This window comes from Microbacterium sp. (assembly GCF_049650565.1).
In the GTDB taxonomy this organism is placed as follows: domain Bacteria; phylum Actinomycetota; class Actinomycetes; order Actinomycetales; family Microbacteriaceae; genus Microbacterium.
Genome location: NZ_JBASAK010000060.1, coordinates 1 through 25,780 on the forward strand (window position 1 = coordinate 1; position 25,780 = coordinate 25,780).

A 25,780-nucleotide genomic window follows, 5' to 3' on the forward strand; every position below is an offset into this window, starting at 1 on the left:
CGCACCAGTCGACGATGAGCCGGCGCGCGATGGATGCCGGGCCCGGCAGGCCCACGGGTCCCTCGCCTGCGAGGGAGCTGCGGATCTCGTCGCGGGTCAGCCAGCGCGCGTCGACGATCTCCTCGCCGTCGGGAGTCGCCTGCTCGTCGATGGCGACGGCGCGGAAGCCCAGCATGAGCGAGCGCGGGTACGGCCAGGCCTGCGAGGCGATGTACCGGAGGTCGCGCACGCGCACGCCGGCCTCCTCGAACAGTTCGCGGTGCACGGTGCCCTCCAGCGACTCACCGGCCTCCACGAAGCCGGCGAAGCAGGAGTGCATGCGTCCGCGCCAGTTGGCGTTGGCGCCCAGCAGCAGCCGCTGCCCGTCGGGGCTCTCCACCGCGACGATGATGGCGGGATCGGTGCGGGGGAAGTGCTCTCGATCGCAGGTCGCGCAGTGCCGGGACCAGCCGGCGTCGCGCAGCTGGAGCGCGGTGCCGCATCGCGGACAGAAGCCTGCGCCGGTGAGCCACGATGCCAGGGCGATGGCGGTCACGAACAGATCGGCCTCGTGGGGGCTGAGCAGCCCTGCATCCCGCAGCCCCAGCCAGCTCTCCTCGGGTGCGCTGTCGATGCTGTCGTTCTCGGCGCGAACCACCGCGAGCAGCAGGATCGTGCCGTCGTCGTCACGTCCCAGCAGCGCCCACTCGGCGTCTCCGACCTCGGCGACGGGCACGCGCAGCACCGTCCCGCCAGAAAGACGCAGGCGCCCTTCGCGCACGACCACCGCGCGCGTGGCGGCATCGGCGCGCAGACGGGCGAGCACATCGCCCTGCGTGCGCAGCTCGGCTGCCCGATCGAGGATCTGCCGCTGGGCGGTCATGCGCTCCTCCTGCTCTCGTGCCGTTCGCCCGCCTGCCGTAAACCGGGGCAAGGGCGTGGCGTGGACGCACCGGCTGGGGTGCGCACCTACCCTGGAGAGCATGGCACGCTCACCTTTCACTCTAGTGGCGGCGGTCACGGCCGCACTGCCCGGGGCGGAGGTCGTCGGCGCCCGCCCCCTCACCTCGGGCGGCGACGGCAGATTCGACTCGGCCGTCGCGACACTCGCCGACGGACGCGAGATCGCCATCCGCGTGTCGGCGGGCGAGGAGGATGCCGCGCGTGAGCTCGCCGAGGAGTCGCTGGCGCTGCGCGCGCTGACCGCCGGCGCCCGCGAGATGCTGCCGTTCCAGGTGCCCGCGTACCTCGGCGAGGTGCGGGTCGGCGACGACCGCGGCCTGGTCACCGACCTGATGCCCGGGTTCCAGATCGACGCGGCCGACGTGCCCCCCGGGCGCGGTGCCGCCGTCTCGATGGGCGAGGCCATCGCGGCCCTGCACGAGCTGCCGGCCTCCGTCGTGCGCGCGGCGGGACTCACCGTCCGCGACGCCGCAGGCGTGCGCGCCGAGGTGCGCCAGCTCATCGACCGGGCTGCGGCCACGGGCCGCGTGCCCGTGCGGCTCACCTCGCGCTGGCGCAGCGCCGTCGAGGACGACGACCTGTGGCGCTTCGAGACGACGGTGACGCTGGCCGGCGTTCAGGCGCTGTCGTTCCTGTTCGAGGACGACCCGCAGGACGGCCCGCAGGTGACCGGGATGATCGGCTGGAGCGGACTCACCGTCAGCGACCCCGCCGAGGATCTCGGCTGGCTGTCGGGGGCTCCGGATGCCGCCGCCGACGTGCACCGGGCCTACGCCGCCGCATCGTCGCGCGCGGCCGACGACGCCCTGCAGGTGCGGGCGCGGCTGCACGCCGAGCTGGAGTACGCGCGCTGGCTGGTGCATGGCACCGACATGCGTCTTCCGGATGTCGTCGACGACGCCGCCGCGCTGCTGGAGTCGCTGTCCGACGGTCTGCGCAGCGATGATCTGCGGGTGATCGCCTCGTACACCGGCGGCGTGGACTCCGCACTGGACGTGCTGGACCGCACCCCCGACACCACCAGCGTCGCCGTGGACACCTCGATGCAGACAGACGCCTACCGTCCCGAGGACCTGTGGCTGGAGGAGGAGGCCACAGCCTCGGACGCGGATGCCTCGGATGATGCTGATGACGCCGCCGATCCGACCGACGCCGCCGCCGCCGAGGGCGATGCTCGCACAGGGTCTGGAACCACCACTGCGCAGACGGACACCGCCGCGCTCTCAGATTCCGGCCGGCTTTCGGAGGCCGGTGAATCCGCCGCCTGGGACGCTCCCACACAGGACCTCACCGAGGTCGGCGGCGTGCGCGGCTCGACCCACGGCTCGACCGGCGCGACCCACGGCTCGACCGGCTCGGCGGCCGCCCCGGCGGCTGAGCAGCCCAGCGACATCGACTCCGCCGAAGAGGCTCAGCGCGCCGCGCGCGCGGCGCTCCAGCGCTGGACGAGTTCCGACTCGGAGTAGACCCTCTCGTCGCGGATGATCAGGTCGTCGGCCACGTAGAACAGCGCCACGTCGATCTGCTCCAGCGGCACCCCGAACCGGCGGTGGTAGGCCACCCGGTACAGCGCCAGCTGCAGCATCCGCTCCTCGCGCTCCTGCGGCGTGCGCGGTGCGCGACCGGTCTTCCAGTCCACGATCTCGATGCGCCCGCCGTGATCGTCGCGGCGGTACACGGCGTCGAGCTTGCAGATGACGATGCGACCGTCTGCGAACGCGAAGTCGATCTCGGTCTCCACGGCGATGGGAGCGAGGCCCGCCCACTCGCTGCGCTCGAACACCTCGCGGAGCTTCGCCAGCGCCTGCTCGTCGGCGGCGCTGGCGCCCTCCAGGGGTGCGTCGTCAGGAGAGTCCTCGTCGAGCTCCCACAAAGCGCCCTCGGCGGCGGGCCCCGATCCCACGAGACCGGAACGATGCTCGACCCAGGCGTGGAACAGCGTGCCGATGCGGGTCTGCGTGTACGGGCGCTCGGGCATGGGCCGACCGAGGTCGCGCAGCGTGCCGCGGTAGTCGGTGACCCAGTCCTTGAAGCGTGAGGCCGGCACGCGGGTGGGAGCGTCTCCCACGGGCCCCTGCAGGCGTTCCGCCCGCTCAGCCAGCAGGCGCTGCAGGCGCAGGCTGGGCGCGGACGGGACTTCCGCAGCCATCGCCGCACGCACGGCGGCGGCGGCCGCCGCGACTTTGTCACGGCGCGCACCCAGCGGGTCGAGGGGCCACGAGATGGTGAGTCCCGGGCCCTCGTACGGGTTCTCATCGGGATCGACGGTACCGATGGGATCCAGCCCGAGCACGCGGATGGCGTCATCGAGGAACGGACTGGCAGTGCGGGGACTGCTCTGTCCGGCCCAATGCGCGCCGCTGAGCAGTAGGTCGCTGCGCGCGCGGGTGACGGCCACATACGCGAGCCGGCGTTCCTCCTGCTGCTGGTATCGCTTGTACGCCTCCTTGAACCGGGGCAATGCTCCGCCCGGGTACTTGTCCGTGATGCTGCCGGACAATGAGCGCTGAGCGGCCTTGTGCCGCTTGGCGGGGTCATCCCCCGCAGCATCCATCTCGGCCTGCGGATCCCAGTCGAACACGGGAAGCGCATCGCGGTCGCCGCGCAGTGCGAACGGCACCACGCCGAACCCGAACCAGCCGGCGGTGTCCCTGACGATGCTCGGCAGCTCATCCGTGACCAGGCGCACGACCGCGACAGCATCCCATTCCAGCCCCTTGGAGCCGTGGATGGTCAGCAGCTGCACCACGCCGGGCTCGGGCGGCTCGGGGCGCGGCATGAGTTCGTCGGTGCGCTCGGCCTTGTCCAACCAGGCCAGCAGGCTGCCGATGGAACCTCGGTCGTCGGCGGACAGGAACGCGCGGACCTCGTCGGCGAACGCTCGCAACTGGGTGGCGGCCACGCGGGCAGGGCCACGGGTCTCGTTGACGGCCAGCTCGATGTCCAGCCGCAGCTCCAGCTCGATCATGCGGATCAGCTCGGGGATGGGCAGCGTGGCCGAACGGCGCAGGCGCTCCAGAATCTCGCCGGCCTCCCGCAGCCTCCGGCGTCCCTCCGGGGTGATCGCCGCGATCAGACGGTAATCGTCCGGCGTCGTGCGCACGAAGTCGACCGCGTCGATGATCGACGTGGCCTCGTCGGCGCCGCGCGAGGAGCGCAGCCGCTCGCGCACCTCGTCTGCCAGCGGACTGAGATCCGCATCGCGCCCGGCGAGGGTCGCGGCCAGGTCGTACAAGGCGGCCATGTCGGCGATGCCGATCGCGAAGCGCGGGCCCACCAGCATCCGGATCAGCGCCGATCCCGCCGTCGGGTCGTGGATGACACGCAGCATGGACACCACGTCCACCACCTCGGGTGTGGACAGCAGCCCGCCGAGTCCCAGGATGCGATGCGGGATGCCGCGACGCGCGAGCGCGGCGGCGAAGGTCTGCATGTGCCGTTTGGAGCGGAACAGGATGGCACCGGTGTGCTCGCGGCCGGCATCCGTGTGCTCGGTCCGGCGCTGCAGGAACCAGTCGGCGACCTGCTCGGCCTCCTCGTCGACGGTGTGAGGGAACAGCACCTCGACGCGTCCGGTACCGGCGCCAGGCCGCGGCTCGAGCGCGGGAACGTCGAGCCCGGGGCGCTGCAACGGGGTGAGGATGCGGTTGGCCACGTCGAGGATGCTGCGATCATTGCGCCAGCTGGTCATCAGACTGTACGTGTCGGCCCGCTGCTGATGGGCGAACGCATGGCTGAACGCGTACAGGTTGTCGGCGCTGGCACCGCGCCAGCCGTAGATGGACTGGTGCGGATCGCCGACGGCCATCACGGCGCTGTCGCGGAACAGCGCCGCGAGGAACCGGGTCTGGATGACGGAGGTGTCCTGGTACTCGTCCAGCAGCACGACCCGGTGCTGCTCGCGCAGTTCCGCGCGCACGTCGGGCGCGGTCTCGACGATGTCGAACGCGCCGCCGACCTGGTCGGCGAAGTCCAGCACCCCACGACGCTCCTTCTCGGCGATGTAGTCGCGCACCAGGCTCACCAGCACCGGCATGCTCAGCAGGTTCTGCGCAGCGGTACCGACGTCCTTCTGCGCGCTGTAAGGCTCGAAGCTCGCCGCCTGTCTGGTGGCGATGCGCTGCATCTCGTCGAGGTCGACGCGGTGGTCGAGGGCCTCGCCGGCCAGGCGCTGCACGGCGTCGATGACACCGCCGAGCGACCTGTCGATCTCCTCCAGGCCGGGCAGATCGGCACGCAGCACGACGTGCCTGGCGATGAGCCACGATGCGGACTGGCTGAGCATGGCGGCCTCGGGGTCGCGGCCGATGCGAGCCGCATGCTCGCGGACGATGCCGTCCGCGAAGGCGTTGTACGTGGATACCCGGGGACGGATCAGCAGGTCCTCAGCGGAGCGCGGCGTGCGCGGCTCCCATCCTGTGCGATATCCCTCGGCCAGCTCGTTCAGCACCTGGGTGCGCACGGTGTCGCGCTGCGCACCGGGAGCGGCGGCGTGCACGCGGTCCAGCGCACCGGTGGCGATCAGTTCGGGCAGGTGCGGCAGCAGTCCTCGGCGGGCGAACTCGTCGACGGCCTGCAGCCGGGCGCCGATGCGCTCGGCCAGCTCGCCGGCGGCCTTGCGGGTGAACGTCAGGCCCAGCACCTCGTCGGGGCGGACATGCCCGTTGGCGACCAGCCACACCACGCGCCCTGCCATGGTCTCGGTCTTGCCGCTTCCTGCCCCGGCGACGACCAGCGCGGGTCGGGGCGGGGCCTGGATGACGCGCTGCTGCGCCTCGGTGGGCACCGGCAGTCCCAGTGCCAGCGCGATGGTCTCGGCCGAGATGGCGGAGGGCCCGGGCCATTCGAGGGGCCCGGGGATCACGCGCTCACCGCCGGGATCGTGTGGATGTGGCAGGGCGTGACACGGAACATCGTGTCGGCGCAGTGCGCCTCCACCTGGGCGGTGAAGCTGCTGGCGGCCATGCCTCGGCCCGCCTCGGCGACCCTGTGCAGGAAGGCCGCGCGGGCATCGTCATCGAGCGTGTGCTGATGCGCCACCCGGTAGTCGGCCTTCGCCAGGGTGTCGGCGACCATCACCAGACGTGCGCCGCCGAGCGCGGCGGAATCCGCACCGGGAACGAGCCCCTGCTGCACCGCGATCTGATACGCCGCGAGCTGCGCGTGCTCGACGACCTTGTTGTCGGTCGCTAGATCCTTGGCATCCTGCTTCCCGGTCTTCAGATCGACCACCACTACCCGCTCGCCCCTGTCCATGGCCACCCACCCCCGACCACGTGCCGCACTGTGCTCGCCGGCTCCCGGCGGATACGCCTCCAGCCGGTCGATGACGCCGCTGACGACGGCGCGCGGTCCCTCTGCGTGCGTCGGGCGCGAGGCCTCCGCTTCGACGGCGGACGGCTCCGCTGTCCCGGCATCCGTCGGCGTGCCGATGATCATGCTCGACTCCGTGAAGGACGTTGCCGCACCGGCATCCGACTCCGGTGCGGCAATCACTTCCTCTGTGTCCAGGTCGACGGCGAAGCGGAACTTCGTCTCCGCGCCCAGCACGCGTCCGCCCTCGTCGATGCTCTCCTGCAGATAGGAGTGCAGGCGCTGCACGTACAGGTCGGCCCGGCGGCGCTCCTTGCGCCCGATCCACTCGGTCTCGAAGTCCAACTCGGGCCAGTGCTCGCCGACGATGGCGTTCATGGCGTCGAGGTCGCCGTCCGGCACCCTCTCCATCGCCTCGTGGATGATCGTGCCGATCCCCGCCGACGGCGGCGAGACGGTGTCGCCGCCCAGCGCGGAGACGACCCAGTTCAGCCCGCACTTCTCGAAAGCCTCCAGCCGCGACGGAGAGACCTTCACCGGACCCGCCGCGAGATCGCGCAGCGGGGCGGTGCTGGATGCCGGAGCCACGCCGTACCAGTCGTCGGGCGACGCACCCGGGACGCCCGCCTCGGCCAGCAGGCGCAGCTGTCCGGCTGCGGCCGCCAGCTCAGCGGGATCGGATTCCGTGGTCAGCGTGCGCCGGTGCCGCGAGACCAGCCCGCGCAGCGTGATGGGATGCGCGAAGCGCTGGTCGTCGGCCTCCACGGGCGGCGGCACGGGCAGGAACGAGAAGAACGGGCTCGGCGACATGTCGTCGTCATCGACAGCCGAGACCACCAGCCGCGAGCGGGCGCGGGAGATCGCACGCACGAACAGCCGCAGCTCGTCGTGCAGGGCGCTGCGCCGGCGATCCAGCACCCCTGGCACGATCTCGGGGGATCCGGTGCGCACGGACGTCAGCCACTCGCCGAGCCGCCAGGTCTCCAGCATCCCCCCGCGCAGGCGCACGTTGGGCCAGACCCCGTCCTGCACGCCGGCGACCACGACCGCTTCGAACTCCGCACCCAGCGCGGTGGCGGGAGTCATGAGCGTGACCAGCCCCGGACGCTCGGGCGTGGAGAGGGTGTCCTCGGGCACCTCGCTGTCGAGGATGTCGCGGATGAACAGCGCGGGCTTCTCCTGCGGCGAGCGCTCCACGAAGCGCTTGGCCGCCGCGAACAGCGCCACCAGCGCGTCCAGCGCTCGGGACACCTCGGCGCCGCCGGGCAGATCGGCGGCTGCGCGCCACGCGGTCTGCAGCGCCACGCCGCTCATCGAGCGCGCCCGATCCCACACGCGCCACAGCAGCTCGTGGATGGTCTCGCCCGCCTCTGCCGCGGCGTTCAGCTGCGAGAGGGTCTCGGCGAATCTCGCCGCCACGCGGGCTTCCGGGGCATCGACGCGATCGAACAGGTGCGGATGCTGCAGGGCCTCGCGCAGCAGCTCGCGGGCGGGCGTGGAGCCGCCATCGGACAGCTCCACATGCCGCAGCCGCGCGCGCAGGCGGCGCAGGCCCACGGCGTCCAATCCCCCGAACGGCGAGACCAGCGCCTCTGCCAGCATCTCCGCGGTGCGATCTTCGGCATCCGTCAGTCCGAGACGCACGATCTCGATGATCGCGCGGACGGTGCTTTCACTGCCCAGCGGGCGCGGCACGCCGGCGGCACGGGTGGGCACCTCGCGCGCGGCCAGCTCGGCCTCGAGGGTGACGATCTGGCGGGTGTCGTGCGCGATGACGGCCATGTCGCTCCAGGCGACGCCATCAGCCAGGTGCCACTCCCGCAGCGTCGCGGCGATGCGGTCGATCTCCTCGTGCGGAGACGGCGCGACCAGGGTGCGCACGCCGTCGCCCTCGACCTGCTCCGGCGCCCGGCGATGGTCCACGCGACCGGCCGCGCCGATGGCCTGGGTGACCATGCGGGTGAGGGAGGTCAGCACGGCACTCTGCCGGTGCGCGGCATCCAGCACCCGCACGTCGCCGAGCACCTGCGCGAGGTCGGCGAACAGCTGCGGGCTGGCGCCGCGGAACGCGCCGGAGGAGATGTCGGGGTCGCCGAAGGCCAGCACGGCGACGCCGCGCTGACGCAGCGCCCGCACGAGGCGCACTCCTCCCCTGGTGAGCTCCTGCGCGTCGTCGATGAGCACCGAGCGCAACGACGCCAGCGGGCCGAGCGAGGCCGCGTCGGCCGTGGCGAGGATGCCGGTGGCCTCGCCCAGCAGCTCGGGGATGTCGCGGTGCGCGACGCGCATGCCGCCCATCACGTCGCGGTACTCGTCGAGGAAGTCCGCGGCGGCCTGCCAGACCTCGCGCCCGGAGTGCTCCAGCTCGCCCGGAGCCACTCCCAGCTCGGTGATCTCGGCCAGGAACGCGCGCAGCTCGGAGCGGAACCCCTTCGAAGCCCGCACAGACGGGCTGAGCGTCTCCGGCCACTGCCGCACTCCGTCCTCGGCGTCGCCCGCCAGCAGGTCGGCGAAGATGCGGTCCTGGTCGGCGCCGGTCAGCAGCGCCGGCGGCTCCAGCCCCTGCTGCACGGTCACGCCGCGCACGAGCTGGAAGGCGAAGGAGGCCAGCGACCGCACCAGCGGTCCCGGCGTCGCCTGCGTGACGCGCACGCCGAGGCGATCGCGCAGCGCGGTGGCGGCCTGTCTGCTGGGTGTGAGCACCAGCAGCTCCTCGGGCTTCATGCCGCTCTCCAGCAGGTGCACGACGCGGTCGGCGAGCGCGGTGGTCTTTCCCGTGCCGGGCGCGCCGATCACCACCGCGGATGCTTCAGGTGCGGCGCGCACGACCGCGAGCTGGGCGGCATCGGAAGTCATGCTCACCACGGTATCGGCCACCACCGACGCCGACCGGCCACCGCCGTGTGCGCCCACGGCGAAATCCGCGCCGCCGCCCGGCTCGGCGTCCCGGCCAGCAGGTAGAGTCGAGCGTGTTCGCAGACATCTGAGGAGATCGCGTGGAAATCCGCATCGGCATCGTCAACACCGGTCGTGAGCTGAGCTTCGAGACCAGCAGCAGCGCCGACGAGATTCGCTCGCAGGTCGCCGGCGCCCTCGAGCAGAACGCCAGCCACCTGAGCTTCACCGACTCCAAGGGCAGCTCCTACATCGTCCCCACCGCGAACCTCGCCTACATCGAGCTGGGCACCGAGGAGTCCCGCCGGGTCGGCTTCGTCGCCTGAGATGTACATCCTGCTGGCGCTGATCGCCGCCTGCTCGCTGGGCATCGGCCTGCACTTCCTGATGCCGCACCGCGACCTGCGCGGAGTCGCGGTCACGCCGGCCATCACCACGGCGGCCGCCGCGGCGATCTACACGATCATGCAGTGGTCGGGCGTCGCCGAGAGCAGCCCCGTGCTGTGGCTGGCGAGCATCGGCGGCGGGCTCGTCATCGCCTCCGCCGCGACCTTCGCGATCAGCATCCTGCGCGCGAGGCACGACGCCGCGGCCATGCAGGCGCTCGGCATCTGATCCCCCGGGCATCCGCTCTGCCGACCGGGTACAGATGTCGGTCCATTTCACGGATGTCGGTCCGGATCGCCAGAATCCGCCGACATCCGTACCTCGCGCCGACATCCGTTCCCGGCGAGGCGGTCACGACGAGAGCGGATGCTACGAGGCCAGCCCCATGGCATCCATGCGGCGCGCGTGCGCGCCCATGAGCTCGGTGTAGACCGGCTCGATGCGCTTGTCGTCGGCCTCCAGGCGATCCGGGCGCAACGCGTCACGGCACACCAGCAGGGTGTCGCCCACCAGGCGACGGCCCCACATCGACAGCAGTGAGCGCCACTCGTGGTCGCTCTCGATGGTCTCCTGGATGATCGTGACGATCTCGTCACCGGCATCCGGCTGTCTCAGGATCTCCGCCACACGCTCCCCCGTGCGCCCGTAGCTCGAGGCCAGGGCCAGGTAGAAGTCGTCCAGCATCCCGGCGGTGAGGTGCACCGACAGCAGGGTCTCCTCCTGCCGCTCGCCGATCGTCTTGCGACGGAACGCGTCGAGGTTCTCGCGGAACGGCAGCATGACATCGGTGGGGTCCTCGCCCTGGTCGGCGATGACCTTCACGATCTCGCGGTGCTTGTCCAGCGCCGCGCCGGCGGCGCGGGAGAGCGCCTCCTTGCGGGCCAGTGACTGCGTTCCACGGATGCCGCGGCTGAGCGTCTCGAAGTAGCCCAGCTGCAGGTAGGCGGCCTGCCCGAGGAACCGATTCAGCTCAGGGGCGAGTTCGGCGAAGTCGATGCGCTGCGCGTCGCTCGCCTCCCCGCGGCTGCGCAGCTTCAGCGTGCGCCGCTGCGGCTTGCGCTTCCAGAACCAGTTGACCACCCGCCCAGACTACCGGCCGCGCTCCCTGGCGACACGCCGGGCATCGGGTAGTGTTGTAGCGTCCTGCCGCTGGAGCAGGACCCCGCGCCTGTGGCACATGTGACGGCGTGGATCCGTTACGAGGCGCCGCTGGCACGCAGCCGGGCGCGCGCCGGACAGGCAGACGACAACTGTGACTTCATTCGCTGATCTCGGAACAGATCAGGACATTCTCGACGCGCTGGCCACAAAGGGCATCGTCGACGCGTTCCCCATCCAGGAGCAGACCATCCCGCTGGGCCTGCCCGGCCAGGACATCATCGGCCAGGCCAAGACCGGCACCGGGAAGACCTTCGGGTTCGGCATCCCGCTGGTGCAGCGCCTGGGCCAGAACCCGGAGCCGGGTGTCAAGGCGCTCGTGGTCGTGCCGACCCGCGAGCTGGCCGTGCAGGTCTTCGAGGACATCGACATGCTGGCCTCCAACCGCCCCACGAGCGTCGTCGCCATCTACGGCGGCAAGGCCTACGAGGGCCAGATCGAGCAGCTCAAGGCCGGCGCGCAGATCGTGGTCGGCACGCCGGGCCGTCTGATCGACCTGGCGAACCAGCGTCTGCTGGACCTGTCGCACGCGACCGAGGTCGTGCTCGACGAAGCCGACAAGATGCTGGACCTGGGCTTCCTCGCCGACATCGAGAAGATCTTCTCCAAGGTGCCGGCCGTGCGCCACACGCAGCTGTTCTCGGCCACCATGCCCGGGCCGATCGTGGCACTGGCCCGCCGGTTCATGAACAACCCGATCCACATCCGCGCCAGCGAGCCCGATGAGGGCCGTCTGCAGGCCAACATCAACCACGTCGTCTACCGCGCCCACTCGCTGGACAAGGACGAGGTCATCGCGCGCATCCTGCAGGCCGAGGGCCGCGGCAAGACGGTCATCTTCACCCGTACCAAGCGTGCTGCGCAGAAGCTGGTCGACGAGCTCGGCGACCGCGGATTCAACGTCGGCGGCGTGCACGGCGACATGGGCCAGGAGCAGCGCGAGCGCTCGATGGCGGCGTTCAAGTCCGGCAAGCGCGACGTGCTGGTGGCCACCGACGTCGCCGCCCGCGGCATCGACGTCGACGACGTCACGCACGTGATCAACCACACCATCCCCGATGACGACAAGACCTACCTGCACCGTGTCGGGCGCACCGGCCGCGCGGGCAAGACCGGCATCGCCGTGACGTTCGTCGATTGGGAGGACCTGCACAAGTGGGCCCTGATCAACCGCGCGCTGGACTTCGGCCAGCCCGAGCCCGTCGAGACCTACTCCTCGAGCCCACACCTGTATGCCGACCTGGACATCCCCGAGGGCACGAAGGGTCGCCTGCGCACGGCTCCGAAGGCCGAGAAGCCCGAGCGCCACCGCCGCGAGCCGCAGAAGGCCGCGGATGCCGCAGCCGAGGGCGTCGACGAGGGCACCACCCGTCGACGCCGCCGTCGCCGCCGCAGCTCGGGCGGGGAGAAGGTCGGCGCGACGTTCGCCGAGGGCGCCGAGGGCGCCGAGCCGAAGGCGTCCGCTCCGGTCGAGACCGCCGAGCGCGACGCCGAGGGTGCCGGCACGCACGACGGCGACGCCACTCGCGAGCACCGCGATGGCAAGTCCGCACCGCAGCGCCGTCGCCGCCGCCGCCGCTCCGGCGGTGCAGCCCCGACCGGCGCCTGACACTCATACGATGAAGCCGCGCGACCCTTCGGGGTCGCGCGGCTTCTTCGTCTCTACGGGTACCGGGGCTCCGTGCCGGTGGCGCGAGCGACGATGCGCGCGACCATCTCATCCGAGGTCGTGTTCTCCCCGGGCCGATTGGGCTTCCCCGCGCCGTGGTAGTCGCTGGAGCCGGTGACGATCAGGTCGTGCCGGGCGGCGATCTCGCGCAGCATCCGCTTGCCGTCAGCGGTGTTCTCACGATGATCGATCTCGAGCCCCGCGAGCCCCGCGTCGACCAGCTGGTCGAAGAACGCCACCGGCATCATGCGATCTCTGCCCGAGGTGGCCGGATGCGCGATGACGGCGACGCCGCCGGCGTCCGTGATCAGCCGCACGGCCGTCAGCGGGCTCGGCGCGTAATGCGGCTCGTAATAGCCGGTGCGCGGGTGCAGGATGCCGTCGAAGGCCTCCGTGCGGTCGCGCACGATCCCCCGTGCGATCATCGCATCGGCGATGTGCGGACGCCCGACTGTGGCATCCGGCGTGGTCTGCGCCAGTACGTCGTCCCAGGTGAGGTCGTAGTCGCGGCCGATGCTGCGCACGATCCGCTCGGCTCGGCCGACCCGGTCCGTCCGGATGCGCTCGGTCTCGGCGACGAGGGCGGTGTCGGACGGATCGAACAGGTAGCCCAGCACGTGCACGCTGCGCCAGTCGTGGCGGGACGAGAACTCGATCCCGGGCAGGAACGTCATCCCGAGAGCCACTGCCGCGTCGCCGGCCTCCCTCCAGCCGGTCGTGCGGTCGTGGTCGGTCAGGGCCATCGTGCGGATGCCGTGAGCGAGGGCCGCGCGCACCACCTCGGCCGGTGATTCCGTGCCGTCGGAGTGGTTGGAGTGCAGGTGCAGATCACTCGGCCCGGAGAAGGTGGAGTGGTCGCCCTGGGTCATCCTCCGAGCGTACCGCCAGGGGCGTCACAGCATCCCTCCCCTAGGCTCTCAGGCGATGCTACGTCTGCTGGGAGTCCTCTTCACGGTGCTGTTCGCGATCGCGACGGCGATCCTCGTGTGGCCGCAGTTCTTCCGGTTGGAGGACACGTTCCCCATCGCGCAGATCATCGCGTCGAGGGCGCTGGTCGTCGGCGCCCTGCTGGTGGTGGCGGTGGTGGCGCTGCTGCTGATGCTGGCCCGGCCGCTACGCGGCTTCGCCGCCTCGCTGCTGATCATCGCGCTCCTCGGCGCGGGCGCCACCGGCGTCATCGGCGGGATGCGCGGCGTGGGCACCGGCTCGCTGCCGGCCAAGACGGATGCCGCACTGCGGGTGCTCACATGGAACACCAACGGCGCATCGGTGTCGGCCGAGAAGATCGCGCGGGTCATCGAGGAGCAGCAGGTGGACATCGTCGCGCTGCCGGAGACCTCCGAGAAGGTCGGCGAGCAGATCGCTCTCCTGATGCGCACGGCCGGCAACCCGATGTGGGTGCACAACGTGAACATCCGCCCCGACGTCTCCAACGGGCCGCAGGCGTGGCAGACCACGATCCTCATCTCGGCGAAGCTGGGCGACTACTCCGTCATCGCCTCCTCCCGTGACGGCTCCAGCAACACCGGCTCCGTGCCCAGCGTCGTGGCGATGCCCGTTGACGGCTCCGGCCCCACGCTGGTGGCCGTGCACGCGATCGCCCCGCGCGAGAACGCCATGAGCCGCTGGAGGTCCGACCTGGCATGGATCGCGAACCAGTGCCCGGCCGGGGACTTCATCCTCGCCGGCGACTTCAACGCGACGCTCGACCACATGGCGTCCTTCGGCAGCGACGGCGGCACGATGGGCCGCTGCCATGACGTCGCCAGCAGCACCGGCAACGGAATGGTCGGCACCTGGCCGGCGAGCATCCCGGCGCTCGCCGGCGCCCCGATCGACCACATCATGGCCAGCTCGAACTGGAAGGCGACCGGATCGCTCGTCATCGACGATGCCGCTGGATCAGATCACCGCGCGCTGGTGGCTCAACTGGAGCCTGCGCGCTGAGCCTGCGCGCTGAGCCTGCGCGCTGAGCCTGCGCGCACTTCGGGCTCGAGCCTCCGCATGTCCGGGCCCTGAGCCCGTCGAGGAGCCGCCGTCTGCCCACCCGGGCCCCCGCTCCTGGGTTGCTGAGCCTGTCGAGGGGCCGGCGTCGATGAGACAATGGAGAACATGACCAGCGCAGAGAACGACACCGTCGTCGACACCCCGACGACCGCGACCGAAGACGCCAAGAGCGCCCGCAAGCAGCCCTTCCCGCAGGGCTTCCTCGACACCATCTCCACAGGCTGGGCCGAGCGGCCCGAGTCATTGCCGGCGCCGCGCGCCCAGGCATCCTTCGCCGCCGCCCGCCGTGAGGCCGTGTCGGGGGCGTTCCCCGGCAAGCGCCTGGTGGTGCCCGCCGGGTCGTTCAAGCAGCGCAGCAACGACACGGACTACCCGTTCCGCGCACACTCCGCGTTCCTGCACCTGACCGGCTGGGAGAACGACGCCGAGCCCGACTCCGTGCTGGTGTTCGAGCCGACGGATGCCGGCCACGACGTGACCCTGTACTTCCGCGAGCGCGCCGATCGCACCACGAGCGAGTTCTACTCGGATGCCTCCATCGGCGAGTTCTGGATCGGCCCGCGCCCCTCCCTGACCGGCGTCGCCGCCGACCTGGACCTGCCCACCGCGCACATCGACTCGTTCGTCGCAGCCGACGGCGACCTCGTCGTCGACGAGGATGAGGAGCTGACCCGCTTCGTCTCGGAGCTGCGACTGGTGAAGGACGAGTTCGAGATCGCCGAGCTGCAACGTGCGGTCGCGATCACGGCATCCGGATTCGACGACATCATCCGCGACTTCGATCGGGCCGTCGCGCACCCTCGCGGTGAGCGGATCGTCGAAGGCGTGTTCCACCAGCGCGCCCGCAGCGACGGCAACTGGGAGGGCTACGACACCATCGCGGCATCCGGCCCGCACGCCTGCTACCTGCATTGGACCCGCAATGACGGCGCCGTGGTGCCGGGAGATCTGATCCTGATCGACGCGGGCGTCGAGGTGGACAGCCAGTACACCGCGGACATCACCCGCACCCTGCCGGTCAACGGCCGGTTCTCCGACGTGCAGCGCCGGGTGTACGAGGTCGTGCTCGAAGCCGCGGATGCCGCGTTCGCCGCCGCCAGACCTGGGGTGAGATTCCGAACAGTGCACGAGGCCGCCATGCAGGTCATCGCGGCACGCATCGCCGAATGGGACCTGCTGCCGGTGTCCGCCCAGGAGGCGCTGGATGCCGACAGGGGTGGTCAGCACCGTCGCTACATGGTGCACGGCACCAGCCATCACCTCGGCATCGATGTGCACGACTGCGCACAGGCGCGCCGGGAGATGTACTACGACGGCATCCTCGAGGCGGGCATGGTGTTCACGATCGAGCCCGGGCTGTATTTCCAGATCGACGACCTCACCGTTCCCGCCGAGCTGCGCGGCATCGGCGTGCGCATCGAGGACGACATCCTGATGACGGAGGACGGGCCGGTGAACCTCTCCGCCGAGATCCCGCGCACGGCGGACGACGTCGAGGCGTGGATCGCGCGGCTGCAGGCCTGATCGCCGCACCCCGGTCAGCAGGCCTGTTCCACCCTGTGCAGGAAATCGGTGATCTGCTTCGCAACGTCGACCGGGCGCTCGACCGGACACAGATGAGCGGCGTCCGGGATCACGCGGAACTCTCCTCGTGGCAGGAGCGCTGCCAGTGCGGCACCGTCCTCCGGCGGGGCCGCGATATCGCGCTCGCCGTTGATCACGAGAGCGGGTACATGCGTCTGGGCCAGATCGTCCATCGGCTCGAACTGCGCGATAGCGCTGCACAGCGCACTGTACGCGCCCGGATCGGCGGTGGCGAGGCCGGCGATCAGCCCCTGTGCCACCTGCGGCGCGGATGACAGGAACGTCAAGCCGAACCAGCGCCCGGCGGCGGCCGCGGCCAGCCATGCCATTCCCTCGCGATGGACCCGCGCGGCACGTGCGAGCCACATTGATCGGGCGATGGTCGCACCCGCGGAGATCACGACCACACTCGCCATTCGATCCGGATGCCTCCTGGCCAGCTCGATCGCGATCAGTCCGCTGAGGGATACGCCGGCGAAATGGAACCGCTCCACCTCCTCGGCGTCGGCCCGCCGGAGGACGCCATCAGCGAGCGCAGTGATGGTCATCGCATCGGCGGACCGCGAGGGATGTTCTCCTGTGCCCGGCAGCGGCACGACGACCGTGCGCACTCCCGCGGGCAGGTGTTCGGCAGCCCTCTGCCACATGGTCGGGCCGGTGCCCAGGGCGGGCCCGAGCAGCAGCGTGGTCATCCCTCAGCCTCTCCGTTCTCCGGTCAGTCGTCGAGCAGCGCGATGGCGTCGATCTCGACCAGCATCTCCGGGATCATGAGCCCGGCCTGAACCGTCGACCGTGTGGGGCCGTTGTCGACGAAGTACTCGTTCCAGACGTCGTTCATCGCCCGGAAGTACTCCGTCTTCGGCAGGAATACGGTGAATTTGATGCCATCGTGAAGCGAGCCGCCGGCCTCCCGCAGGATCCTGTCGATCTCGTCCAGTGTCGCCCGGGTCTGTCCCGCCACATCGCCGATCAGCTCGGCAGGGACCTTCCCGCCCTCGCCTATCGCGGCCGCGCCGCTGACGAACACCTGCTGTCCTGCTCTGATTCCCGCAGCCATGTGGAATCCGTACCCGGTCGGGGTGTTCTCGTGTCCTATGTACTGCCAGTTCTTCATTTCTTCTCCTTTATCGAACAACTGCTGACGTGGCTCCCGCTCGGACGCCGATGGGGAGCGCTCGTCACGATTACTCACAGATCCGCGAACTCCGATCCATCGACCGCGTAGGCGCGGACCGCCTCCTCATTCACATCGATTCCCCATCCCGGTCCTGGCGGGACGACGAGCTCGCCGTCGAGGAAGCGCGGCTCCTCCGAGACGAGGTCGGAGAACCACGCAGGGATGTCGACGTCGACCTCGAGAATCGAGAGGTTGGGGACGGTCGCTCCGAACTGCGCCTCCATCGCCGTCGTCAGATGCCCGCCGAAGTGATGCGTGGCGACGTTGATCGACATCGCCTCCGCGAGGCGAGCGATCTGCCTCCCCTCGACCACGCCGTTCCAGACCACATCGACGATGGCGACATCGACAGCGGCGGCCTGCAGGAACGGCAGATAGTCCTCGAGGCGATGGAGCGATTCACAGGACGCGATCGGCGTGGTCGTAGAGTCCTTCAGCGCCCGCAGCGAGGACACCCGGTGATCGTCCAGCTCCAGCCAGGCGAGGTCGAACCTCTCCACGCTGCGCGCCAGACGCGCGTTGCCGTCGCCGCGCAGCAGGAAGTTGGCGTCGAGCATCATCAGCACATCGTCGCCGGCGCCTCGCCGGAAGGCCTCGAGCTGCCGCTCCACAGACGCGATGGCCGCCCGGTCGGAGAAGAGGTCAGAGCCGGGCGAACGCCAATAGGTGACCATCTGCGATTCGGAGAGCGCGCCGTCGCCGCCGAACGGCAGCAGGCTGGTCTTGAACGCGCGGAAGCCGCGTTCACGAACCTCTGCACCCAGTTCGGCCAGATCATCCAGGGTGCGCACCGGCGTGTTGCCGAAGCTCTCCGCATTCGCCGGCAGCCGGTACATGCCGCAGTGCGACCAGTACGCCGGCAGCCGCTCTCGCAGCGCCCCTCCCAGCAGGTCTGCGACCGAGAGACCCGCCCTCCTCGCCTGCAGGTCCAGAAGCGCATTGGACAGCGCGCCGACGGCCTGTGCGCCGACGCCGCCCCGAGCCTCCGCTCGTCTCGCAGTCAGATCCGCGATGATCGCAGCAGGAGAGCTCCCGCGCCCCTTGACCAGCTCGGCGAAGGACCTCAGGGCGCTGGTGACGCCGCTGTTGGCGAGATTCTCGTTGTACTCCGCCCAGCCGGCCACGCCATCGGCATCCGTCACCTTGAGGAAGCGCAGCACCTTGCCTCCCGAGGTGCAGGCGAAGAGCTCGTATCCGACGATGTTCAGCATCTCAGCTCCCCTCTGGTGCACTCGATGCGGATGCCGATGCGCGATCCACCCGATCCGACACCTCGTCCAGCGAGTGCGCACCGGGTGCTCGCCCTGCCGCTGCCATCTCCGCGATGAGCTCGGTGAGCGCGGCGTTGGCAGGCGTCGAGATCGCATACTCCTTGCCGAGCTCGACGATGCGGCCGTTGAGCCATGGGGTCTCCGTGCGGCCACGGCCGCGATCGAGGTCGAACCAGGTCGAGCTGAACACCCGCGGCCCCGTCGACGGCACCGGGGCCTCACGGATCGGCGCGAGCGGGAGCTCGCGCATCCCCATTCGCTCGGCGATTTCAAGCGCCTCGACGCGCACACGTGTGCGTATCTTGACGGCAACAGGGGTGCTCAGGTGGTTCATGGGCGTGTTCGATGCCGCGCACAGCGCGTTGTCGAGGTTCATCACCAGCTTCGCGAACTTCACCGCATCGATGTCCTCGACGATCTGCGCGAGGATGCCGGAGCGCACCAGCACGTTGCGGAACTCCTCGATCCATCGCGCATCCGATGATGTGAACATGCCCAGATCGAGGTCGCGCTCTCCTCGGAATGAGAACACCCTCGGGCGCCCCGGACCATCACTGGTCCCGCCGAAGCGCACCACGCCGCTGCCCACAGAGCGGAAGGACTCCGCCAGAATGGCCTCGTTGCTCGTGGTGTTCTGCAGGGAGACCGCACGCTCGAGCTGTCCGCCCGCGGCAACCCACTGCTGCAGCGCTCCCGCCGTGTCGAAGGTCTTCACCGCGAACACGGCGAGATCGCATGGCCGCTTGGCGATGTCCTCCATCGCAGTCGAGGCTGTGATTCCCGTCGCGTTCCAACTGGCGCCATCGGGCTCGGTGACGGTGATGCCCTGCGTGCGGATCACCGACACATCCCGCTCCCTGCCGAGGATGGACACCTCGACCCCGCGGCTGGCAAGACTGGCCGCGAGGATGGAACCGATCGGTCCCGCCCCGATGATCGCCACTGATGAGATCGTCATCTGACTTCTCCCCTCTCCTTCGTGCGTGTCACGCGACTGCAGCTCCCTTGCGGATCTCGTCGAGCACACGTGTCCTGAGTTCGACGAACTGCTGCTGCGCCTTGGTCTCAACCTGATCGCGATGCGAGCCGAACGGCACGGTGATCTCATCGACCACCCCCGCTGGTGATCCCGCCAGCACCACCACTCGATCGGACAGGTACACCGCCTCATCGATGTCGTGGGTGACCAGCAGCACGCTGAGTCCGGCCGAATTGCGGATGCCGAGGATCAGATCCTCCAGTTCGAACCGCGTCTGCGCATCGACCGACGCGAACGGCTCGTCCATCAGCATGATCGGCGAGCCGAATGCCAGGGTCCGCGCGATGGCGACTCGCTGCTGCATCCCTCCCGACAGCTGCCACGGGTACTTGTTGGACGAGCCGCCCACGCCGACCTGGTCAAGAGCCTCCAATGCCCGACGCTGCCGTTCGGAACGAGGCATGCCGGTGCCCAGCAGCGGGAAGGCGACGTTCGCAGCCGCGGTCATCCACGGCATCAATGACCGGCTGTAGTCCTGGAACACGACTCCGATCTCCTGCGGCGGAGAGCTGATCGAGCTTCCGAACACCCGCACATGACCGAAGGTGGGACGCTGCAGGCCGGAGAGGCATCGCAGCAGCGTCGTCTTGCCGACGCCGGAATGACCGACGATGCTCACGAACTCTCCCGGCGCGAGCCGAATGTCCACTCCTTCGAAGATCGTCCGAGCCGAGGGCGAGCCCTGACCATATTCCATGCGGAGGGATGCGGCTTCCAGTACCAGGTCACCGCTTTGCGCTGAGGACATGCTTCCACCCATCATCTGTTTAGACTGCGTTTCCGGATATCGCGGCGTGCCAGCGCAGTGTGCGCTTCTCCACCAACCCGAAGAGCACATTGATCACGTAGCCGAACACGGCGAGCAGGATCGTCCCGCCCCAGGTGCGCGGCACATCGAACTCGCGCTGCGACTTGAGGACGTAGAAGCCCAGGCCTTCTGTCGCCGCGTACATCTCGCTGACCACCAGGAGCGTGATCGCCACGGACAGTGCCAACCGCACGCCCGTCATGATCTGCGGCATGGCGGATCGGATTCGGACGTACCAGAGCACTCGCCAGGCGCGTACCCGGTAGGCCCGTGACATGTCCAGCAGTGTCGGCTCAGCCTCACGGACTCCGTCGATCGTGTTCAGCAGGATGGGCCACATCGAGATCACCGCGATGATCGCGATCTTGGCACCGGCGCCGATCCCGAATGCGACGACGAAGACGGGGACCAGTACGACGCCGGGAGTGGACCGCAGCGCGGTGACCGCCCCGCCGACGACGTCCCACGCGAACTGGGACGTGCCCAGGAGCGAGCCGATCGTCACACCGATGACGATCGAGAGCGCCAGGCCGATGACGAGATTGGTACCGCTGAAGATGAGGTGCTCCCACAGCTGGCCGCTGGCGAAATCATCGGCGACGTCCCCCGCGATGCGTGCAGGGCTGGGGAAGTAGAGCGATGCGTCCTCAACGGTGACCGCCCACCAGATCACCACCACCAGGACGATGAGCCAGAGTTCGATCAGAATGCTCTTCGAGGCACGGCCGACCATCGTGCGCGAAGCGGATGCCGCGGTCATGCCGACCTCCCCGAAGGACGCCAATAGATCATGGCCTTCTCCACTCGCTCGACCAGCAGAGTCGCTCCCATGCCCACGACGGCGGCGTAGAAGATCCACGCCCACATCTCTGTCATCGCGGCGTACTGCGAGGACAGCGCCACTTCGGCGCCCAGGCCGGGCAGCTTCATCAGCGCCTCCACGCCGACGGTGATCAGGATGGACAGCACCAGCGAGAGCCGCAGCGCGGTGGCCATGTACGGCAGCGCGTTGGGCAGGACCACCCGCAGCAGGACATGGCGCTTGGGCACGCGGAACGACCGCACGGTCTCGATGAGAACACTGTCCACCTTCGCCACTCCCTGACTGGTCTGCACGAGGAACGGCCACATGCTGCCCAGGAACGGGAGGCTGAGCTTGAACACCGGCCCGGTCCCCAGCAGCAGGATGAAGATCGGCATCAGGCCGAACAGCGGGGTCGCTCTGAGGACTTCCAGAAGCAGCCGCGACGACCGTCTCACTGGTCTGATCAGGCCGACAGCCGTGCCCAGCGTGATTCCGGTGATCGCTCCGAGGAGCAATGCGAGAAGCGCGTATGAAAGCGTGTCCCACATCGCTCCCCAGAGCATCGGGGTTCCTGCCAGGCGGATGATCTCGGGGATGATCCGCTGCAGACCGGGAGTGAGGTTCGGCCCGAAGTAGGGCCACAGGCTCAGAGACTGCCATGCCCCCGCGAGGCCGATGAAGAAGAGCACTCGGGCGATGAAGACCTTCTTCGCTCTGCGTCGCGCGGGCGAAGACCTGTCTTCGCGCCCGGCCTGGCCGATGGCGGCAGCCACGATCGTGGCGGTGTCATCCTGAGGCATTGACGGTCTCATGTCCTACCTCCTTCCTGATCCGGTCATGCTGTTGACGTCTGGCTGGGCGGGATGCGAGTGATCACGGGATCAGAATGCTGTCGATGACCACGTCGTGGATCCCGACCTTCTCCTTGATCAGCTCGAACTCGAACATGATGTCGATCGCGAGCTCGGTGGCCTTCTCGGACACCTCGACGCTGTACAGGTCGAACTTGAGCGAGTCGATCTGCTCGGACGTCAGCTTGGTATACTTGCGTGCCATCTCACGCTGCGCTTCGGGGTTGTCGTTCGAGTACTCGATCGCTTCCGCCATCGCGTCCTGGAAGGCCTTCACCGTCTCCGGGTTGTTCTCGATGAACTCGTTCGAGCTCGCGTAGCCGAGCGTGGCGGTGCCGTCGATGATGGCGGAGTTCGGATCCTCGAGCGCCTCCAGGTCAGGGTTCTCGGCCGCCAGCTGCGGGTATGGCATCACGAAGTAGGCGGCGTCGATCGTGCCGTTCTCCAGAGACTTGAGCATGGCCGCGTATTCGACCTCGATGAATTTGACGGCATCCACATCACCGCCGTCCTCCTGAATGCTGGCCATCAGCTGGATCTGGTTGGTGTTGCCCAGGCTGTTCACTGCAACGGTCTTGCCCTCCAGATCGGACATCGTCTTGACCTGCGCATCCTTGCGCACCCAGACGCCATCCTCGGGACCTGCGACACTGGCGACATCGTTCAGGACGAGCTTGACGGGCAGCCCCTTGGAGACCGCGGAGATCACGGACACGGAGCCGGTCGCTCCGAACTGCGCCTCGTTCTTGATCAATCGGGGAAGCTGCGCGTCAGCGGACCCGCCGACTTCCAGCGTCACGTCGAGCCCGTGCTTCTCGAAGAAGCCGTTCTCCAGCGCGATCCGCGTCGGCTCCTGGTGCACGGGTGCCATCAGCACCGTCACTTTCGTGAGCTCGCCCTCGGCCGGACCTGCGTCGTTGTCGGGGGCAGCCTCTGAGCCGGCGCAGGCTGCCAGGCTCACTGTCAGCAGCGCTGCTGCGAGAACCGGCAGAATTTTTCGGGAAATTCTCATGAGCGATCTCTCCTCGGGATGGTGATCAGGACTCGAGGATCCTCAACACCGAGGAACCTGTCCGATACGAAAGGTGCTGTCCTTGCGTACAGTTCTTTCGCTCTTGGCTCATCATGATGTACATTCACGGTCAAGTCAAGCATTCCAGTTGTTCACTCATTTGCCATTCAATACAACAAGTCGTACAGTCACGTATGGTCTCTTGCTCAATGAGCCAAACGCACAACTTCAGACCTGCTGCCGGATGTACAATGTGGCACTGATTTCACGAAAGTAAGGCAAATATGCTCGACAAGCTCGACGTCTCAATCATCAAGATGTTCACTGAGGACCCACGCATCGGCGTGCTCGAGGCGTCCCGTCGGCTGAACGTCGCGCGCGGCACGGTCCGATCGCGCCTTGCACGACTGCAGGAGACGGACGTGATCCGCGATTTCGGGCCGAGCATAAATCCCGAGGCCATCGGCTTCCCCGTGACGGCCTTCGTGACGGCCGAGATCGCGCAGAGCGACCGGGATCCGAGCCTGATCAGCCATCTCGCGGCGATTCCCGAAGTGCTGGAAGCGCAGACCATCACCGGGCCCGGGGATCTGCTCATCAGAATCGTGGCTCGGTCGAACAGCGACCTGCAGCGCGTCGTCGATCAGATCGTGAATGCCGATGCGGTGCTCAGGACGTCGACGGTCATCGTCCTGGCCTCCCAGGTCGCCTACCGCACTGCACCGCTCATCCAGACGACCATCTCGGAGTAGCGGGCCAGGGGCGTCGCGTTGGGATGTCGGGGGCCCCTCGCATACTGGAGTCATGGCCCTCTTCACCGAGATCAAGCATCGTGGGCGCATGAACAGCGATCTCCCCGCTCGAGCCTGTCCGCCGGCGACGGCCCTGGCACGGATGGAGCACGATCGATGCTGGACGAAAGCCGTCGCTGCGATCGCGGTCGGCCTCATCTCCCTCTGGCTGTGGGCGGAGGGTGTCGACTTCTGCTCCACCCGGCGCAAGCTCGGCTCGGCGCACACAGTCGCCTCCCCCACCACGAGATATCAGGCACCGGCGGGGTCCAGCGCATCGAATCCGCGCAGCACCCATGCTGTGGTCGTACTCGGCTACGGCAACCGCGGCGAGCGCGCCAACACCGTGAACAGGTTCCGGGTGCGCGCCGGCATCCGCTCGCTCGACCCGAGCGCCGAGGAGAACCTGCTCGTCCTCTGCGGCGGGACCGTCGAAGGCCCGATCCCCGAAGCCATCCTCATGCAGCGCTACGCCCGAGAAGAACTCCACCATCCGGGCCTCATCGCCGCCGACACCACCAGCCGCTCCACCCGGGAGAACATCGCGCACGCCGTCCCTTTCATCGAGCACGCCGACACGATCGCCATCGTCTCCCATGGCCCGCACGCCGAGCTGGGTCGCGAGATCCTCTGGCGCCTGCGCCCCGACCTGGCCACACGTCTGGTGCGCGGTGCCGAGCACCGGTTCGGCGAGGCTCCGCTGCTGAAGATCCTCGCCGCGCTGCGCGCCGTCCAATCGCGCCTCACCGGCGCTTGGCGCTCCGCCTCCGGCACGGGTAGCTGATCCGCCCCCCCGCGCCGTCACTGGCCGCGCGGCGCCACCTGCGAGATGAACTCCGCCACCAACGGCGCCACGGAGGCACCTGCCTCCTCGGTCGGGCGGCGACGGCCCTTCACCTCGAACGAATGCCCACCGCCGTCGATCCACGCGATCCGCGCATCATGGCACGTGGCCACCGCTTCCCCCAGCTGCGAGAGCGGCTGCACGAAGGGATCCGCCGTCCCCTCCACGAACAGCTGTGGCGGACGCACGGCCGGCAGATGCTCCACGCGCGGCTTCTCCGGTTTCCCCGGCGGATGCAGCGGATACCCGAGGTAGGCCAGCCCATCCACCTCCAGTCCCCCGGCCACCGCCATGGACGCCATCCGCCCGCCGTAGGACTTGCCGCTCGCGAACGCGGGCAGCCCCGGCTCCGCAGAACGCACAGCGGCGACCACAGCACCCCACGTCAGAACGGCGTGCGCAGCAGGCCCCGGCATCCGCCTCCCCGCCTCGGAGTACGGGAAGTTGAACCGCACCGCCGCGAACCCGGCATCCGCCATCGCATCCGCGAAGCCCACCTGGAAGGGATGATCCATCGCGGCGCCCGCGCCGTGCGCGACGGCGACCACGCCGAGAGGCGCACCCGAAGGCCGCGACCAGGCGGCCGTCACCGAAACCGCACCGGCAGGCAGCGGGACCTCGATCTTCATGCCCCATCCCGCATGAACGGCACCCGCACGATCTCACCACGGCGAGCGCGCATTGTCCCCACCACCACGACCATCACGTGCACCACGCACACGACGAAGTACAGCGCGATCGGAATGCCCAGCGGCAGGAACCCCGGCGCACCGGTCGCATGCGTGAGCAGCCGGACGACTCCGATCACCAGCTGCGCCACCAGCAGCCCCGTGGACACCACCAGGAAGATGAGCCCCCACCGACGCGCCGACGCGGCGTTGGCCTTCGCCAGCTCACCCTGCTTCGACAGCGTGCCGTAGGCCGCGATCATCGCGCCACCGGACGCCAACGCGCCCAGCATCGGAACGGGGATGAGGATCAGCAGCCCCAGCGCCCACGCCGAGACGCCGGTCGCCTCCCTGCCGGAGGACGTCATCGCGACTCGGATGACCTGGAGTCGCCGTCCTGCGCGTCCGATGCGTCACCAGACTCCTGGCCGTCGGATGCTGGGCCCTCGGATGCCGCAGACTCAGCCTGCGGGGAGGGTCCGGCCTGCTCGGGCGCCGGCTCACCGGCACCCGCCGCGCCGGCATCCTGCGCTGCGGGCCGATCGGCACCCTGCGCCGC

At 69.2% G+C, this 25,780-nt stretch carries 23 protein-coding genes and 1 pseudogene; 8 read left to right on the plus strand and 16 right to left on the minus strand.

All coding sequences use genetic code 11. The features are described 5' to 3' along the window. Positions 1-862: NAD(+) diphosphatase (gene nudC, locus WA967_RS10745; RefSeq protein ID WP_424422239.1), on the minus strand; the 862-nt coding region annotated here is incomplete at its 3' end. Between the two features lie 100 nt (positions 863-962). On the opposite strand from nudC, the gene WA967_RS10750 reads away from it, so the two are divergent. Then, positions 963-2,408, plus strand: coding sequence for a phosphotransferase (locus WA967_RS10750; protein ID WP_424422242.1), 1,446 nt, complete (start codon positions 963-965; stop codon positions 2,406-2,408). Here WA967_RS10750 and WA967_RS10755 read toward each other — a convergent pair. Beyond that, positions 2,354-5,806 (minus strand): ATP-dependent helicase, encoded by a 3,453-nt coding sequence (locus tag WA967_RS10755; protein ID WP_424422245.1) that lies wholly within the window; start codon positions 5,804-5,806, stop codon positions 2,354-2,356. The two genes, WA967_RS10750 and WA967_RS10755, sit on opposite strands and share 55 nt — an antisense overlap. Next, positions 5,803-9,111, minus strand: a complete 3,309-nt coding sequence (locus WA967_RS10760; protein ID WP_424422247.1) for an ATP-dependent helicase — start codon at positions 9,109-9,111, stop codon at positions 5,803-5,805. Before WA967_RS10760 ends, WA967_RS10755 begins: the two co-directional genes overlap by 4 nt. A gap of 140 nt (positions 9,112-9,251) precedes the next feature. Here WA967_RS10760 and WA967_RS10765 point away from each other — a divergent pair, with 140 nt between their 5' ends. Together WA967_RS10765 and WA967_RS10770 are read left to right on the plus strand one after the other, a co-directional pair. Beyond that, entirely contained in the window at positions 9,252-9,476 is a 225-nt protein-coding gene (locus WA967_RS10765; RefSeq protein WP_424422250.1) for a DUF3107 domain-containing protein, read from the plus strand. Position 9,477: 1 nt separating this feature from the next. Beyond that, a complete protein-coding gene (locus WA967_RS10770) occupies positions 9,478-9,765 on the plus strand; it encodes a hypothetical protein (protein WP_424422252.1) in 288 nt (95 codons plus the stop codon). Between the two features lie 141 nt (positions 9,766-9,906). Here WA967_RS10770 and WA967_RS10775 read toward each other — a convergent pair whose 3' ends face one another. Continuing rightward, complete coding sequence (locus tag WA967_RS10775) at positions 9,907-10,617, minus strand: ferritin-like fold-containing protein (protein ID WP_424422254.1); 711 nt, start codon at positions 10,615-10,617, stop codon at positions 9,907-9,909. A gap of 172 nt (positions 10,618-10,789) precedes the next feature. Here WA967_RS10775 and WA967_RS10780 point away from each other — a divergent pair, with 172 nt between their 5' ends. Further along, positions 10,790-12,304, plus strand: a complete 1,515-nt coding sequence (locus WA967_RS10780) for a DEAD/DEAH box helicase (protein WP_424422255.1) — start codon at positions 10,790-10,792, stop codon at positions 12,302-12,304. A gap of 53 nt (positions 12,305-12,357) precedes the next feature. On the opposite strand, the gene WA967_RS10785 is transcribed toward WA967_RS10780, so the two are convergent. After that, positions 12,358-13,233 carry a PHP domain-containing protein gene (locus WA967_RS10785; protein ID WP_424422257.1) on the minus strand — a complete coding sequence of 292 codons (876 nt, stop codon included), beginning with the start codon at positions 13,231-13,233 and terminating at the stop codon, positions 12,358-12,360. A gap of 55 nt (positions 13,234-13,288) precedes the next feature. Between WA967_RS10785 and WA967_RS10790 the strand changes: the two genes are divergently transcribed. Beyond that, a complete protein-coding gene (locus WA967_RS10790) occupies positions 13,289-14,311 on the plus strand; it encodes an endonuclease/exonuclease/phosphatase family protein (protein WP_424422260.1) in 1,023 nt (340 codons plus the stop codon). Between the two features lie 165 nt (positions 14,312-14,476). Further along, positions 14,477-15,895, plus strand: a complete 1,419-nt coding sequence (locus WA967_RS10795; protein ID WP_424422262.1) for an aminopeptidase P family protein — start codon at positions 14,477-14,479, stop codon at positions 15,893-15,895. 14 nt (positions 15,896-15,909) lie between these two features. Here the strand turns inward: WA967_RS10795 and WA967_RS10800 are convergent, their stop codons facing one another. The 8 genes from WA967_RS10800 to WA967_RS10835 all read right to left on the minus strand — a co-directional run bounded on the left by WA967_RS10800 (position 15,910) and on the right by WA967_RS10835 (position 22,918). Beyond that, positions 15,910-16,647: an alpha/beta fold hydrolase gene (locus WA967_RS10800; protein ID WP_424422265.1), complete on the minus strand. Its 738-nt coding sequence runs from the start codon at positions 16,645-16,647 to the stop codon at positions 15,910-15,912. 23 nt (positions 16,648-16,670) lie between these two features. Further along, on the minus strand, positions 16,671-17,069 hold the full coding sequence (locus WA967_RS10805; RefSeq protein WP_424422268.1) for a RidA family protein: 399 nt from the start codon (positions 17,067-17,069) through the stop codon (positions 16,671-16,673). 74 nt (positions 17,070-17,143) lie between these two features. Next, positions 17,144-18,343, minus strand: coding sequence for a mandelate racemase/muconate lactonizing enzyme family protein (locus WA967_RS10810; RefSeq protein WP_424422270.1), 1,200 nt, complete (start codon positions 18,341-18,343; stop codon positions 17,144-17,146). Position 18,344: 1 nt separating this feature from the next. Continuing rightward, positions 18,345-19,361 carry a ketopantoate reductase family protein gene (locus tag WA967_RS10815; protein WP_424422273.1) on the minus strand — a complete coding sequence of 339 codons (1,017 nt, stop codon included), beginning with the start codon at positions 19,359-19,361 and terminating at the stop codon, positions 18,345-18,347. Between the two features lie 28 nt (positions 19,362-19,389). Continuing rightward, complete coding sequence (locus tag WA967_RS10820) at positions 19,390-20,205, minus strand: ABC transporter ATP-binding protein (protein ID WP_424422293.1); 816 nt, start codon at positions 20,203-20,205, stop codon at positions 19,390-19,392. Positions 20,206-20,209: 4 nt separating this feature from the next. After that, positions 20,210-21,010: an ABC transporter permease gene (locus WA967_RS10825; RefSeq protein ID WP_424422275.1), complete on the minus strand. Its 801-nt coding sequence runs from the start codon at positions 21,008-21,010 to the stop codon at positions 20,210-20,212. Beyond that, a complete protein-coding gene (locus WA967_RS10830; RefSeq protein ID WP_424422277.1) occupies positions 21,007-21,855 on the minus strand; it encodes an ABC transporter permease in 849 nt (282 codons plus the stop codon). Before WA967_RS10830 ends, WA967_RS10825 begins: the two co-directional genes overlap by 4 nt. Before the next feature lie 73 nt (positions 21,856-21,928). After that, positions 21,929-22,918: an ABC transporter substrate-binding protein gene (locus WA967_RS10835; protein ID WP_424422279.1), complete on the minus strand. Its 990-nt coding sequence runs from the start codon at positions 22,916-22,918 to the stop codon at positions 21,929-21,931. A 284-nt stretch (positions 22,919-23,202) separates the two neighbouring features. Between WA967_RS10835 and WA967_RS10840 the strand changes: the two genes are divergently transcribed. Together WA967_RS10840 and WA967_RS10845 are read left to right on the plus strand one after the other, a co-directional pair. Continuing rightward, complete coding sequence (locus WA967_RS10840; RefSeq protein WP_424422282.1) at positions 23,203-23,670, plus strand: Lrp/AsnC family transcriptional regulator; 468 nt, start codon at positions 23,203-23,205, stop codon at positions 23,668-23,670. Positions 23,671-23,722: 52 nt separating this feature from the next. Continuing rightward, the gene (locus tag WA967_RS10845; RefSeq protein WP_424422285.1) at positions 23,723-24,493 is read left to right on the plus strand and encodes a YdcF family protein; all 771 of its coding nucleotides are present in this window, start codon (positions 23,723-23,725) and stop codon (positions 24,491-24,493) included. A gap of 17 nt (positions 24,494-24,510) precedes the next feature. On the opposite strand, the gene WA967_RS10850 is transcribed toward WA967_RS10845, so the two are convergent. The 3 genes and pseudogenes from WA967_RS10850 to WA967_RS10860 form a co-directional block, all read right to left on the minus strand. Continuing rightward, entirely contained in the window at positions 24,511-25,182 is a 672-nt protein-coding gene (locus WA967_RS10850) for an alpha/beta family hydrolase (RefSeq protein ID WP_424422288.1), read from the minus strand. Then, positions 25,179-25,589 (minus strand): hypothetical protein, encoded by a 411-nt coding sequence (locus WA967_RS10855; RefSeq protein ID WP_424422291.1) that lies wholly within the window; start codon positions 25,587-25,589, stop codon positions 25,179-25,181. Before WA967_RS10855 ends, WA967_RS10850 begins: the two co-directional genes overlap by 4 nt. Beyond that, positions 25,586-25,780, minus strand: a pseudogene (locus WA967_RS10860) (DUF349 domain-containing protein); the annotation flags it as partial. The gene WA967_RS10855 and the pseudogene WA967_RS10860, both read right to left, overlap by 4 nt.

What these genes read in the sequence shown, in the direction of transcription:
- WA967_RS10750 (WP_424422242.1), top strand. Translation starts at nt 963, where the DNA reads ATGGCACGCTCACCTTTCACTCTAGTGGCGGCGGTCACGGCCGCACTG.
- WA967_RS10760 (WP_424422247.1), bottom strand. Translation starts at nt 9,111, where the DNA reads ATGACTTCCGATGCCGCCCAGCTCGCGGTCGTGCGCGCCGCACCTGAA.
- WA967_RS10770 (WP_424422252.1), top strand. Translation starts at nt 9,478, where the DNA reads ATGTACATCCTGCTGGCGCTGATCGCCGCCTGCTCGCTGGGCATCGGC.
- WA967_RS10785 (WP_424422257.1), bottom strand. Translation starts at nt 13,233, where the DNA reads ATGACCCAGGGCGACCACTCCACCTTCTCCGGGCCGAGTGATCTGCAC.
- WA967_RS10790 (WP_424422260.1), top strand. Translation starts at nt 13,289, where the DNA reads ATGCTACGTCTGCTGGGAGTCCTCTTCACGGTGCTGTTCGCGATCGCG.
- WA967_RS10795 (WP_424422262.1), top strand. Translation starts at nt 14,477, where the DNA reads ATGACCAGCGCAGAGAACGACACCGTCGTCGACACCCCGACGACCGCG.
- WA967_RS10800 (WP_424422265.1), bottom strand. Translation starts at nt 16,647, where the DNA reads ATGACCACGCTGCTGCTCGGGCCCGCCCTGGGCACCGGCCCGACCATG.
- WA967_RS10805 (WP_424422268.1), bottom strand. Translation starts at nt 17,069, where the DNA reads ATGAAGAACTGGCAGTACATAGGACACGAGAACACCCCGACCGGGTAC.
- WA967_RS10810 (WP_424422270.1), bottom strand. Translation starts at nt 18,343, where the DNA reads ATGCTGAACATCGTCGGATACGAGCTCTTCGCCTGCACCTCGGGAGGC.
- WA967_RS10815 (WP_424422273.1), bottom strand. Translation starts at nt 19,361, where the DNA reads ATGACGATCTCATCAGTGGCGATCATCGGGGCGGGACCGATCGGTTCC.
- WA967_RS10820 (WP_424422293.1), bottom strand. Translation starts at nt 20,205, where the DNA reads ATGATGGGTGGAAGCATGTCCTCAGCGCAAAGCGGTGACCTGGTACTG.
- WA967_RS10825 (WP_424422275.1), bottom strand. Translation starts at nt 21,010, where the DNA reads ATGACCGCGGCATCCGCTTCGCGCACGATGGTCGGCCGTGCCTCGAAG.
- WA967_RS10830 (WP_424422277.1), bottom strand. Translation starts at nt 21,855, where the DNA reads ATGCCTCAGGATGACACCGCCACGATCGTGGCTGCCGCCATCGGCCAG.
- WA967_RS10835 (WP_424422279.1), bottom strand. Translation starts at nt 22,918, where the DNA reads ATGAGAATTTCCCGAAAAATTCTGCCGGTTCTCGCAGCAGCGCTGCTG.
- WA967_RS10840 (WP_424422282.1), top strand. Translation starts at nt 23,203, where the DNA reads ATGCTCGACAAGCTCGACGTCTCAATCATCAAGATGTTCACTGAGGAC.
- WA967_RS10845 (WP_424422285.1), top strand. Translation starts at nt 23,723, where the DNA reads ATGGCCCTCTTCACCGAGATCAAGCATCGTGGGCGCATGAACAGCGAT.
- WA967_RS10850 (WP_424422288.1), bottom strand. Translation starts at nt 25,182, where the DNA reads ATGAAGATCGAGGTCCCGCTGCCTGCCGGTGCGGTTTCGGTGACGGCC.
- WA967_RS10855 (WP_424422291.1), bottom strand. Translation starts at nt 25,589, where the DNA reads ATGACGTCCTCCGGCAGGGAGGCGACCGGCGTCTCGGCGTGGGCGCTG.